Origin of the sequence: Algoriphagus aquimarinus, assembly GCF_007997215.1 — a bacterium.
Lineage (GTDB): Bacteria > Bacteroidota > Bacteroidia > Cytophagales > Cyclobacteriaceae > Algoriphagus > Algoriphagus aquimarinus_A.
In genome coordinates, this window is the sequence record NZ_VORW01000002.1 from 436,129 (window position 1) to 449,039 (window position 12,911).

Consider the following 12,911-nt stretch of genomic DNA (forward strand, 5'->3'; position numbering starts at 1 on the left):
CAGGTATAAACCTGTTTGAATAATTGTTCTAGAATGAAACTATTACCCATGAACAAACTCTTTCATAGGGCATTTATTGCTTTATTTCTTTTGGGAGTCACATTAAATCAAGGGCAGGCTCAAGAAGTGCTCACGATTCAGGACGCTGTCCAGTTGTCACTTGATAACTATGGAGCTATTCGGGCAAAAGAATTCTACGCAGAGTCATCCAGCATGCTTGCAGATAAAGCTAAGCGTGATTACCTCCCAAACCTCACGCTTTCAGCTCAGCAGGATTATGGTACTGTAAATGGAATTATAAGTCCACTCTGGGGTTTTGGCGGATATGGCGTAGCCTCTTCAGGCCTACCGCGAAGTGAGCAAAATTGGGACGCTGCCTTTGGGGCTTCTTATGTAGCGAATGTTAATTGGGAGGTGTTTTCTTTTGGCAGAGCAAAAAGTAGCATTCAAACCGCTGAAGCAGTTGTAGATCAAGATCAAAAAGACCTTACGCAGGAAATTTTCCAACACCAGATCAAAGTTTCAAGTGCCTACCTAGATGGCGTGGCAGCCCATAAACTCACTGTTTCTTTTCAGAAAAATATGGAAAGAGCAGCCACCTTTCAGCAAATTGTGAAAGTGAAAGCTAGAAACGGTCTGATAGCTGGGGTAGATTCATCGCAGGCTGATGCTGAATATTCTAATGCAAAAATTGCCTACCTGAAATCTCTTGATCGGGAGCTTGAAGCGGAAAATGTTCTCATGAATCTATTGGGTGTAATTGATCAGGAATACATTCTTGACACCTTGTTTCTTGCTAAAATTCCTCATGAATTCACAGAAGATACCAGTATTTTCAATCACCCAATATTGGAATGGTATCGTGCTAAAGTCAATCTGAATGAGCAGCAAACGGCTTATTTCCGCACTTTTAACTACCCTTCGATAGCGCTAATAGGAATCGTCCAGACGCGTGCATCCGGATTTGGACCTACCTATAATGTTGACAATACAGATTTTTCACATTCCTATTGGGATGGGATCAATCCTACACGATCCAACTACTTGCTAGGAATAGGACTTACCTGGAATCTTTCCCAGATCCTGAGAACCTCAAAGCAGGTTCAATCTCAGAAATTTATCAGTGAAGCACTTTTAGAGGAATATCGACAGGCTGATCAGAGGATTCGGTTACAGGGCGATTTATCAGACAAAAAGCTTCAAAATGCATTGGAAAGTGTAAAAGAAGCCCCTATTCAGGTGACTGCGGCATCGCAAGCTTATCAGAGGCAGCTAGCACTGTATGAAAATGGGCTGACGGATTTGGTAAATGTTACCCAGGCTTTTTACCTCTTAATCCGGGCAGAGACAGATGAAGCCATTGCAACTAATAATGTATGGCAGGCTTTGCTTTTTAAAGCTGCTGCGGCTGGAGATTTTAGCCTTTTCGAGGACCAACTTTAAACCTAAGCGACTGAAATGGAATTGATACGTTTTGCTTTAAGAAAACCGATTACAATTTTAGTAGTGGTCGTTGGGCTGTTATTCTTTGGGATTAAGGCCGTAAGCACGATTAAGATTGATATTTTTCCTGAGCTTGATCTTCCCGTGCTTTATTTGTCCCACCCACATGGAGGCTACATGCCTGAGCAGATGGAAGCTTTTTATGGGAAAAGGTATGTGAATATCTTCCTGTTTGTCAATGGGGTAAAGCAAATAACTACTAAAAACATTCAAGGGCTAACCTTGATGAAAATTGAGTTTTATCCAGGTACAGATATGGCTCAGGCAGCTGCAGAAATCTCGGCCTTTTCCAATAGAATCCAAGCTGTATTTCCACCAGGATCCAATCCGCCCTTCATCATTCGTTTTGATGCCTCGACATTGCCGGTTGGTCAGCTTGTTTTAAGCTCGGACACCAGAAGTAATAATGAGTTGCTGGATATCGCGAATATCAATGTGCGTTCGACTTTTACTGACATTCCTGGCCTGGTTTCTTCACCACCTTTTGGAGGTAGCTCCAGAACTGTCGTAATCAAAGTAGACCCTCAGAAGCTCCGAGATCATAACCTAACTCCAGATCAGCTAGTCGAGGCTATGCGGGTCAATAACATCACAACTCCTTCTGGAAATGTGAGGATTGGGGATATTAACTACCTGACTCCGGCAAATACAATATTGAATACCGTTGAGGAATTTGGAGATATTCCTTTGTTCAAAGAGGGGGTTCATAATCTCTACATGAAAGATGTCGCCACTGTGGAAGATGGGGCTGACATCGCTTCAGGATATGCGTTGGTTAATGGCAGGAGATCTGTTTACCTCAGTATTGCAAAAAGTGCTGACGCCTCCACTTGGGAGGTTGTGCAAAATCTGAAGAAATCCATACCGGATATTCAGAATCAATTACCTGAAGATGTAAAACTCACTTTTGAATTTGATCAGTCTGAATTTGTGATCAATTCCGTGGATAGCTTAATCCATGAAGGAATAATCGGTGCGATTCTCACAGGTTTAATGGTACTTCTGTTTTTGGGCGATGCCAGAGGAGCATTGATCGTGATTTTGACGATTCCTGCCTCCATCATTACTTCAGTGTTGTTTCTGAACCTTTTTGGGCAAACCATCAATATCATGACCTTAAGTGGTTTGGCTTTGGCTATTGGAATTTTGGTTGATGAAAGTACGGTAACCATCGAAAATATTCACCAGCATTTTGATATGGGCAAACCGAAAGCTTTGGCGATCTGGCATGCCTGTTCAGAAATCGCTTTTCCAAAATTGCTCATTTTGCTATGTATCCTGGCCGTATTTGCTCCGGCATTTACTATGGGTGGAATTCCTGGTTCACTTTTCCTTCCTCTTGCTTTGGCAATTGGATTCAGCATGATAGCATCCTATTTTCTTTCCCAGACCTTTGTGCCAGTTCTGGCAAACTGGCTGATGAAAGTGAAGCATCATTTGAAGCCTGATGGAAGTCAAATGACTGATAAAGAAGAGATGGCTTTGGCTGGATTAGACAGATCACAGGAAAGTAGCCATGAGCAAAAAGTAATGCTGGCAGAGCGGGTGGATATAAATAAGGATGGGAAAATCAGCCTATTTGAGCGATTTAGAAAAAGCTATCTGGGTTTGATTGAATCCTTGCTTCCTTATCGTAAACCTGTTTTGATAGTGTATTTGATCGTCAGTATCGGTTTGGTAGCACTCTTTGTGAATGGAATTGGTAGGGATGTGTTGCCGAGAGTAGATGGTAATCAGTTTCAGCTGAGAATGAAGTTGCCTGATGGCACTCGAATGGAAACTACTGAGGCTGAAACCATCAAACTTCTGGCTGGAATTGATGAAATAGTCGGCAAAGAGAATGTGTCTGTGACTTCAGCTTATGTGGGTTTGCATCCTCAGCTTTATTCCATCAATCCAATTTTCCTATGGATGTCCGGTCCGCATGAAGCAGTACTTCAAGTAGCACTTAATAGCGATTTTGAAGTCAATTTGGATGAACTCAAAGATGCTATCCGCAAAAAGGCTACGACGATCAATTCAGGAATGACTTTGTCTTTTGAACCGATAGAATTGACCGATAAAATTCTAAGTCAAGGTTCGCCAACGCCAATTGAAGTACGTTTTGTTGGCCGGAAAAAAGAAGTGAACCGAGAGTACGCCAGAAAGCTGATGGATAAGCTGAAAACCATCGATTACCTCCGGGATATTCAGATAGGTCAGTCGGTAAACTATCCAACTATAAATATTAAAATCGATAGGCTTCGCGCTTCTCAGCTAGGAGTGGATCTCTCTGATGTGTCTCGATCTCTCATAGCTTCTACCTCTTCCTCCAGATTTACTGAGAAAAATGTCTGGGTAGACAAACCTAATGGTAATACCTACAATGTGCAGATTCAAGTGCCAGAAGGGCAAATGAACAGTATAGAAGAAATCGGTCAGATACCAGTCAAAAGGAATTCTGCTAGACCGGTCCTTAGTGATATTGCTACGTTTGAAGAGGGGAGAACAGAAGGTGAAATAGCAGACCTTGGTGCCAATCCAATGCAAACAGTAACGGCTAATCTAAACGAAATGGATTTGGCTACAGCCGCTGCCGATGTAAATGAAGCCATTGCTTCACTGGGTGAGTTGCCAAGGGGACTGAAAGTAGAGTTGATAGGTATGAGTGCTACTTTGATCGAAACGTTGGATAGTCTGGAAGGAGGACTTTTGGTTGCAATCATTGTAATTTTCCTTATGCTTGCTGCAAACTTCCAATCCTTCAAAGTTTCGGGAGTGGTATTGGTAACAGTTCCGGCGGTATTGTTGGGATCATTGCTGTTACTGGTTGCTACTGGTTCTACATTGAATCTTCAATCTTACATGGGGATAATCATGTCAGTTGGGGTTTCTATTTCGAATGCCGTTCTCCTCATTACCAATGCGGAAGAGCTGCGATTGAAAAATGGGGATGCAACCAAGTCCGCATTGGAAGCTGCTTCCTTGCGTGTGAGGCCAATTGTGATGACAGCCATGGCAATGGTCGTAGGTATGATTCCAATGGCTATAGGAATGGGAGAGGGTTCTGAGCAAACTTCTCCTTTGGGAAGAGCTGTCATCGGAGGTTTGATCGCTTCTACGGTTGCTGCATTGATTATTCTCCCGATTGCATTCTCATGGGCTCAGGCTAAAACAACGACTCAAAGTGTCTCTCTTGATCCTGAAGACGAGCAAAGTATCCATTACATTCCTCAATCCAATTAAGTTTTTCAACCTTTTACTTATGAGAGCTTACCTAACTGGTCAAAAAATGAAACGATATAAAAAGTTTGCAATTCCTCTTTTTGTAGTGGTTGGACTGGCTTTTCAAAGCTGTAAATCTGAAGACAAGAAGTTCTCAGATGATGCCACAGAAATAGCGGTAGTGACTCATGAGGCTTTCAGATTAAAGAAGGGAGCTGTAGCTTCTTCATTCAGAATTCCGGGTGAATTGGTAGCAAACCAGCAGGTGGATATTTATGCAAAGGTTAGTAGTTTCGTCGAAAAGCTGTTAGTTGATGTAGGGACTGAAGTGAAAAAGGGACAGCTTTTGGTGACATTGGATGCTCCGGAAATTAGTTCTCAACTCGCTGGTGCTGAATCAAGGTTGAAGTCTTTTGAAGCGGTTTATTTAGCCAGTAAATCACGCTACGATCGGGTTTTGAAAACCAGTAAAACACCGGGTACCATTTCTCAAAATGATCTGGATATGGCTTTTGCAGATCAGCAGTCGGATCTAGCCAAGTGGGAATCTGCGAAAGCAGCTTATCGTGAAATCACTGATGCAAAGAATTACCTGGAGATTCGTGCGCCATTTTCAGGAGTAATTACTTCGCGAAATGTAAGCGCCGGTGCGTACGTAGGGCCTTCAGGTCGAGGTTCTGAAATGCCACTTTTTACCCTTTTGGAACAGAAAAATCTTCGATTGGTAGTAAATGTGCCTGAGCTATATGCCTCTACTTTGCAGAAGGGGAGTGCTGTGGAATTTACTGTGCGTTCAATTCCTGGGAAGATATTCAAAGCGGAAGTTTCCAGACTGGCAGGAGCATTGGATGATCGGCTACGGGCTGAGCTTGTAGAAATGGATGTCAATAATGCTGAGGGAGAGCTGTTGCCAAAAATGGTGGCAGAGGTTACCATTCCTGTCAATACTGACGGAAATAGTTTTGCAGTTCCTCAGTCAGCGGTTCTGAATTCGACCTTGGGGATGTTCGTGATAAAAGTGGAAAATGACAGTTCTATTTGGGTTCCAGTGAGTGTGGGTAGAAGTGGAGGGGGCTTAATTGAAGTTTTCGGCGAGCTAAGCGATGGAGATATTTTATTAAAAAGTGTGTCTGAAGAAATAAGAGACAAGGCTCCTGTAAAAGCAGAAATCACCGAGTAAGTACCCGGTGATTTCCATATAATGAATGTGAATTATAATTACATTTTCTCAATTACCATCGCTGAAGCTCCGCCACCGCCATTGCATATTCCAGCAACGCCGATCTTGCCATTTTTCTGATGCAATACAGAGTTCAATGTGCTGATGATTCTAGCTCCAGAGGCTCCAAGTGGATGTCCTAAGGAAACTGCTCCTCCAAAGACATTTACTTTGTCGTTATCTAGGTTTAATTCTTTTTGATTAGCTAATGCAACGGCTGCAAATGCTTCATTGATCTCGTAGAAGTCAATATCCTCAGCAGTTAATCCTGCATGCTTGATTGCTTTTGGGATAGCTAGGGCAGGAGCAGTGGTGAACCAAAGTGGATCAGTGGCTGCATCTGCAAAACCTCTGATTTTAGCCAATGGCTTCAATCCTAATTCCTCTGCTTTTTCCTTGCTCACCAAAACCAAAGCAGAAGCTCCGTCATTCATGGTAGAAGCATTTGCTGCAGTGACAGTTCCTTCTTTATCAAATACTGGTCGAAGCGAAGCGATCTTGTCAAACATGACATTCTTATACTCCTCATCCTCGTCGATGACGATTGTTTCGCCTTTTCTACCTTTCATTTCTACAGGTACCACTTCATCTTTGAAGTATCCTTTGGCCCATGAATCTGCCGAGCGCTGATAAGATTGAATAGCGTAAGCGTCCTGATCCTCGCGGGAAATGTTCATTTCCTTGGCAGTATTATCTGCACAGTTTCCCATTGGGAATTTATAATAAGCTTCGAAAAGGCCGTCTTTAACCAAGCCATCCACGAATTCAGCATTGCCATATTTGTAGCCAAATCTAGCTTTAGGTACATAAAAAGGCACATTTGACATACTTTCCATTCCGCCTGCTACGACTACATCATTGATGCCTAGCATGATGGATTGAGCGCCAAACATAACGGCTTTCATTCCTGAAGCGCATACTTTATTGACTGTGGTACAAGGGACATTGTATCCGATTCCAGCACCTATAGATGCTTGACGTGCAGGTGCTTGTCCAAGGTTAGCGGAAATTACATTTCCCATAAAAACTTCCTGAACTTCCTCAGCCTTTACGCCGGCTTTTGACAGGGCACCTTTAATAGCAGTACTGCAGAGTTCTATAGCTGTAAGTCCAGCTAATTTTCCTCCAAAACTCCCCAAAGGAGTTCTAACGGCTGAGACGATATATACTTCTTTGATCATGATATTTGGGTTTTGTAGATGTTAGGTGACCAATGTAGGATGTCCGGTGTACCCTTCATCGGTCATCGGTCATCCAACTTCAGACATTCTTACCAATCTGGAATACCTCTCTTAGGTCTCTCCGTGGCTTTTTTCTTGTTTTGTTGGATGTAGCGTAATTCTGCAGCATTCATACTTTCGAGTATTTGCGCAGCTTGCTCAGGAGTGAGGTTCATCGCTTTTAGCTTCTCCTTGAATTCGTCCATAGCCTTTTGCTTATCAGCTAGATTAGCATCCATCTGATCGTTTGCATTTTCGCTAGGCTTGTCATCACTTTTATCGGATGGATCTCCAGCTTGGGATTCTTTGGCTTTATCCTCGTTGGTCTTTTCGCCATCTTCTTTGGATTCCTGCTGTTCCCCGTCTTCACCTTGACTTTTTTGATCTTCCTGCTGTTGTTTTTCTTCCTGATTCTGCTGGTCTTGCTTCTGCTGATCCTGTTTATCTTGCTCTTCCTGTTCTTTTTCCAGCTTTTCTTTCAAAGCCTGTAGTTTCGCATCCGAAGGAAATTTAGTCAAACCGTCCTTAACTGTAGCCAATGCTTGATCCTTTTCAGTTTTGACGTAGGAACGAGCAGCTCGGTTAAAGTACTCACCGGAGGTTTGGGCTTTAGCGGTGGATAGGCTTAGGGTGAAAGCAAATCCTAGAAGTATTAGAAGTTTATTTCTCATCGATCTCTGTGATTTCTTGAAGACTCGTCATAAAATCTTTATACGCATCAACGGTTTCATCTTGAAGCCTGGCTTCATTCATTAGGTTCAACGCATCTTTGAAGCGGAATTGTTCCACCATTCGATCAGCTTCTGCTTTTTTACGCTTTGCAAAATCCGATGGCTCGGGTTTATTCTGGTCTTCATTCTTACGTTCCTCATCACGTTGCAACCATCTTGCCAGCAATTCATAATTATGTCTGGCTACTTCATTGTTTGGATCTTGAATCAGAGCGGACTTGAATTTACTCAGCGCCGGTTCGTATTCTTTCTTATTTCCCAGAAGCACTCCTCCTTGATTGAATGCAAAGGATGCAAGCATCTTGTTCGGAGCTATTGAAGCTTTATCGTAATAGCCAACGGCTTCATCTACTTTTTCTGCATACTGATTGCTGAGGCCAAGATTATAATCTAGCTCCGGTGAAGCATATCCAAATTCATCGATGAGAACCTGATGATTCGTAATTGATTGCTCGTATTCAGCTTTGGCGTAGCTTTCTCCTGCCAAGTCAATGGCGGAATTCAGCCTGGAAACTCGAGTCCAAGATGCGGGAATCAGAAGGAAAACTGCTAAGGTTAGCTTACTCCAGCTCATTTATAGTTTGATAGTTTTAATCGGTAACATCATGTCCAGCAAAGAAAGAACTAAGCCAGCCAATAGAAAATAAAAATACTTATTTGCAGAAGCTTCGACAACTCTAGATCCAGTGACTCCGCCTTCTACACGCTCCAAAGCAGCAGTTAAATCTCCAATTTCCTGAACTTCATCAGAAATCTCAAAGTATTGGCCATTTGTCTCAGCAGCAATTTGCTGAAGGGGTGCACGGTCAAGAACTGTTTGCGCAGGTTTACCTGTTTGTGGATCGATCACCAAGCCATTACCTCTAGGTATGCTGCTTCCACCAGTGGTACCGACGCCAAGCGAAAATACTTTTATTCCCTCATTGCTTAATCGGGATCCAATATCCTCCAGATCATCGCCAAAGTTTTCTCCATCCGAGATCAAAATAATTGTTTTAGACTTCACCTCTTGACTTTCATCATTGAGGAATCTTTCCTCAGCCATCCTTAATGGACCATTGAGATCCGTTCCGAAATTAGGAACCAGGCCAGTATTCAATCCATCGATGTACAATTGGAGTACACTTTGATCGAAGGTGAGGGGACATTGCATGAAAGCTTCTGAACTGAAAATGATCAATCCGATTCTATCTGAAGGAAAACTTTTCGTTAAGTTTTTCAATTCAAACTTTATTCGTTGAAGTCGACTAGGACCGATGTCAGCCGCATTCATCGACTGAGATAAATCCACAGCGATGAAAATATCTTTGCCTTCATCTTGGATTTCCTTCAATGAGGTACCAATAGAAGGCCCTGCAAAAGCAATAAGAAACAGCACAAAATACGTAGTTCGGATGACCACCTTAGTGAACAGCCTACGCTTCTCTACTTCCAGCTTGTGGTTGATCTTCCAATAGCGAAATAGATAAATAAAATACAGCAAACCGAAAATGCCGGCTAGCAAGAGGGTGAGTTTTACGTCCGGATAAGCCCAAATCATGACCTGAAATTATAAAATAAAGCTTACTTTAAAAGGGTGAATGCGATAAGAGGTGTCCCTAATTTGAAATGATCTTGATAATTAACAAACATTAATTTTTGTGAAGCGTCTAGTTTTGGGGTACAATCCTTATTTATGTAGCATGAGGTTAACTGCCAAACCAAGTAATTTCCTTTTCATTTTCCTTTTCACTTTCCCTTTTTCAGAGCTTATAGCTCAGGAAACGAAGGTTTTTGTAGCGCAAGTGCTAGATGTAACAAACTCATCGCCGCTGCCCGGAGCTAGTGTTTATTGGGAAAACGATGTGTCTTCAGGAGTAGTTTCTGAAATCGATGGGACTTTTCAAATAGGTATTAAAACCTTACCCGCCCGTCTGGTAGTTTCTTTTATAGGATTCGAAACTTCCATTAGAGTGATTACTTCAAAGGATTTCGATAAACCGCAGCGATTTTTTCTCAAACCAGAAGATTTGTCGCTTGATGAAATCATCATTCAGGAGACAAATCCGGATCAGTCTGTTCGGAATATGGAGACAGGAAAAGCAACAGTCCCTATTGCAACTATTAAAAATATACCGGCCCTTTTTGGTGAAGTAGATCTGCTAAGAAGCTTACAATTGCTGCCTGGCGTGCAGACTGCGGGAGAAGGAACCACAGGACTATTTGTGCGTGGTGGTTCAGCTGACCAGAATCTGGTGCAGTTAGATGGTGCACCGATCTACAATCCTTCTCATTTCTTTGGATTTTTCTCTGTCTTCAATCCGGATGCATTGGATCAAGTGGAGCTGTATAAAGGCAATATGCCTGCTTCTTTCGGAGGCAGACTTTCAGCTTTGATAGATGTTTCACTTCGAGAGGGAAATAATGAGCAGATCCATGGAGAGGGAGGAATTGGTACGATATCTTCCCGATTGACCTTGGACGGACCGCTTTTTTCAGAAAAATCGACCTTTGTTATTTCTGGTAGAAGAACCTATGCAGATATGTTTTTGAAGCTTTCAAGTGATCCTGATATCAATAATAACAAACTTAATTTCCATGATTTGAGCGGAAAGCTGTCATTTAAATTGAGTGAGCGCGATAAACTAACCGTTTCCAGTTATCAAGGAAGTGATTTTCTTGGTCTTGATGATGAGTTTGGTTTGGGCTGGACCAATTGGATTTCATCGGCTCAGTGGAGTAGAAATATTTCTGATAAGCTATTCTTTGATCTGGATGGATATCACTCCATGTATAACTACAGCGTGGAATTTGATGATCCTGATAATGGCTTTGAATGGAAAAACAATCTTTCCGAATCGGGAATGAAGGGAATTTGGACTTTTCTTAAAAGCGATGCCTTGCAAACTTATTGGGGATTTCAAAGCCAGTTTTATCATTTTGCCCCTATTAGACTAGTTCCATCTGTAGATAGTAATATTGATCCGTTGGCGACTAGCCCTAAGAATGGTGTGCTGAATAGTTTATTCGCAGGAATGACCAATGAGATCACTCCTAAATTAAGCACAGAAGTAGGACTGAGATGGGGATTCTTTAATCAAGTAGGGAAAGGAGTAGATTACCTTTATGAAGGAGGAGTGCTCGATCCTGCTTCATCTATTATAGATTCCGTGAATTATAAGAGTTTCGAAAACATCAAGTTCTACCAAGGACTAGAACCGCGAGTTGCTTTCCGATATTTATTCAATGATGAGTTTTCTGTTAAGGCAGCCTACAATCGCAATTTCCAATATGTGCAGATCGCTTCAAATAGCTCTGCCGGATTGCCCATAGATCGATGGATTTTAGCAGGAACTTATGTACCTCCTATACGTGCTGATCAGATTTCGCTTGGCCTATTTCGCAATTTCGATAATAACCGCTGGGAGTTTTCTGTAGAAGGTTATTACAAGGATTTCAAGAACATCATTGATTTGAGAAATGGTGCTCAAATTCTATTTACTGATAAAATAGAGACCGAAATCCTCAAAGGAAATGGATGGGCATATGGTACGGAATTTATGCTGCGCAAGAATGTAGGAAAGACCACAGGTTGGCTGGCTTATACATGGTCTCGATCTTGGCGCAAAACGCCTGGAGTTTCTGAGGGATTGAAATACAACCCACGCTATGACCGCCCGCATGATTTGACTTTGGTGCTGAACCATGAGTTTTCGCCTTCTTGGTCAGCAGGATTAACGTTCATTTATACTACAGGACAGGCGGTTTCATTTCCGATTGGCCTTTATGATGTTGATTTGCAGTCAGTCCCGCTTTATTCTAAGTATAGGAATGAGGATAGATTCCCTGATTACCACAGAATGGATGCATCCGTCACTTGGAAAAATGCCGACAAGGGAAGGAAATGGAAAGGGAGCTGGAACTTCAGTATTTACAATCTGTACGGTAGGAAGAATCCATTTGCCTATGAATTCAGAGAGATCTACAATGATAATATCAAATATAGTAGGGCCGAAGATGGGCCAATAGTGACTTCCAGACAAGGAGTTGTCATGACTTACCTCTTTACATTCTTGCCATCGATCACTTATAATTTCCAATTCTGAAATGAAGAGAATTTGCATCATACTATTAGCTGTCGCTAGTTTCTCCTGTCAGGAAGAAGTTAATCTTCCTTTGGGAACAATTGATTCTCCTGTCCCAGTTATTGAGGCTATCTGGTCAGATAGGCCATTCTATAATGAAGTGAAGATTACGCTAGCGCAAAATTATTTAGATAATTCGGAAATAGATGTGGTGAAAGACGCACAGGTGTTTATCATTAATACACGAAGTAAAGAGGTAATTCCATTTCGTTTTGATCAAGGAAACCTTAGCTATATACCCGTTGAAACGACTAAAAGAGCTGAAATTGGAGAGAGTTACCAATTATTTATACAGTGGAAAGACAATCAATTTACTTCAAGTGGAGAGATGCTGGCTCCACCTATTGTAGACAGCCTCACTTATAAATACGAGAAGGAAAGATTATTTCGAGATGAAGGATACTATATTAAAGTGTATGGTAAAATCCCCTACCAAGAAAACAATTACTATCGTATACGTGTGATAGAAAATGACACCCTTAAGAATGATCGTGATGACTACTTACTTTTTGATGACACGTTTGGGCTTACTTTTTTTGAAAATGGTCTGGAGTTGAACTACGATTTTGCAGAAGGGGATAAGGTGCGACTGGAGCTATATAGATTGAATAAGGAGCCTTACAATTACTTCACTCAGTTAGTAAGTTTACTTTATAACGATGGAGGGCTTTTTAGTCCTCCACCTCAAAATCCAGATACAAACATCGAGGTGATTTCTGGGAGCTCTGACGTATTGGGATATTTTAGTGTGGCTTCTATTTTGACAGAATCAGTAGCTATTGAAGGGAAAGATGATTGATACTCTGCTATCCTAAGAATATAGTGTTTAGATAGATACAATTTCTAACCTTTATTATTTTTTAGCATTCAAAAGCAAGGGAGGTAGTAATTAGGTGATTCTTCCGTTCTC

General features: G+C 41.7%; 9 protein-coding genes. 5 read left to right on the top strand and 4 right to left on the bottom strand.

The window, feature by feature from the left end; genetic code table 11:
* Positions 1–48 precede the first annotated feature (48 nt).
* The 3 genes from ESV85_RS06450 to ESV85_RS06460 are packed head-to-tail and all read left to right on the top strand — an operon-like array spanning position 49 to position 5,887.
* Positions 49–1,443 carry a TolC family protein gene (locus ESV85_RS06450; protein ID WP_146915870.1) on the top strand — a complete coding sequence of 465 codons (1,395 nt, stop codon included), beginning with the start codon at positions 49–51 and terminating at the stop codon, positions 1,441–1,443.
* A 15-nt stretch (positions 1,444–1,458) separates the two neighbouring features.
* The gene (locus tag ESV85_RS06455; protein ID WP_146915872.1) at positions 1,459–4,728 is read left to right on the top strand and encodes an efflux RND transporter permease subunit; all 3,270 of its coding nucleotides are present in this window, start codon (positions 1,459–1,461) and stop codon (positions 4,726–4,728) included.
* A 46-nt stretch (positions 4,729–4,774) separates the two neighbouring features.
* Positions 4,775–5,887 (top strand): efflux RND transporter periplasmic adaptor subunit, encoded by a 1,113-nt coding sequence (locus ESV85_RS06460; protein ID WP_146915874.1) that lies wholly within the window; start codon positions 4,775–4,777, stop codon positions 5,885–5,887.
* A gap of 38 nt (positions 5,888–5,925) precedes the next feature.
* Here the strand turns inward: ESV85_RS06460 and ESV85_RS06465 are convergent, their stop codons facing one another.
* The 4 genes from ESV85_RS06465 to ESV85_RS06485 all read right to left on the bottom strand — a co-directional run bounded on the left by ESV85_RS06465 (position 5,926) and on the right by ESV85_RS06485 (position 9,417).
* Positions 5,926–7,104 (bottom strand): acetyl-CoA C-acyltransferase, encoded by a 1,179-nt coding sequence (locus tag ESV85_RS06465; protein ID WP_146916142.1) that lies wholly within the window; start codon positions 7,102–7,104, stop codon positions 5,926–5,928.
* Positions 7,105–7,196: 92 nt separating this feature from the next.
* Entirely contained in the window at positions 7,197–7,817 is a 621-nt protein-coding gene (locus tag ESV85_RS22220) for a hypothetical protein (RefSeq protein WP_191321951.1), read from the bottom strand.
* Positions 7,807–8,451 (bottom strand): hypothetical protein, encoded by a 645-nt coding sequence (locus ESV85_RS06480; RefSeq protein WP_092897752.1) that lies wholly within the window; start codon positions 8,449–8,451, stop codon positions 7,807–7,809. Before ESV85_RS06480 ends, ESV85_RS22220 begins: the two co-directional genes overlap by 11 nt.
* A complete protein-coding gene (locus tag ESV85_RS06485; protein WP_146915880.1) occupies positions 8,452–9,417 on the bottom strand; it encodes a VWA domain-containing protein in 966 nt (321 codons plus the stop codon).
* A 142-nt stretch (positions 9,418–9,559) separates the two neighbouring features.
* On the opposite strand from ESV85_RS06485, the gene ESV85_RS06490 reads away from it, so the two are divergent.
* Both ESV85_RS06490 and ESV85_RS06495 read left to right on the top strand, forming a co-directional pair.
* Positions 9,560–11,962, top strand: a complete 2,403-nt coding sequence (locus tag ESV85_RS06490; RefSeq protein ID WP_146916143.1) for a TonB-dependent receptor — start codon at positions 9,560–9,562, stop codon at positions 11,960–11,962.
* Position 11,963: 1 nt separating this feature from the next.
* Positions 11,964–12,800, top strand: a complete 837-nt coding sequence (locus ESV85_RS06495) for a DUF4249 family protein (protein ID WP_146915882.1) — start codon at positions 11,964–11,966, stop codon at positions 12,798–12,800.
* Positions 12,801–12,911 lie beyond the last annotated feature (111 nt).

Coding starts and splice junctions, on each gene's coding strand:
- ESV85_RS06450 (WP_146915870.1), top strand. CDS start 49: ATGAACAAACTCTTTCATAGGGCATTTATTGCTTTATTTCTTTTGGGA.
- ESV85_RS06455 (WP_146915872.1), top strand. CDS start 1,459: ATGGAATTGATACGTTTTGCTTTAAGAAAACCGATTACAATTTTAGTA.
- ESV85_RS06460 (WP_146915874.1), top strand. CDS start 4,775: ATGAAACGATATAAAAAGTTTGCAATTCCTCTTTTTGTAGTGGTTGGA.
- ESV85_RS22220 (WP_191321951.1), bottom strand. CDS start 7,817: ATGAGAAATAAACTTCTAATACTTCTAGGATTTGCTTTCACCCTAAGC.
- ESV85_RS06480 (WP_092897752.1), bottom strand. CDS start 8,451: ATGAGCTGGAGTAAGCTAACCTTAGCAGTTTTCCTTCTGATTCCCGCA.
- ESV85_RS06485 (WP_146915880.1), bottom strand. CDS start 9,417: ATGATTTGGGCTTATCCGGACGTAAAACTCACCCTCTTGCTAGCCGGC.
- ESV85_RS06490 (WP_146916143.1), top strand. CDS start 9,560: ATGAGGTTAACTGCCAAACCAAGTAATTTCCTTTTCATTTTCCTTTTC.
- ESV85_RS06495 (WP_146915882.1), top strand. CDS start 11,964: ATGAAGAGAATTTGCATCATACTATTAGCTGTCGCTAGTTTCTCCTGT.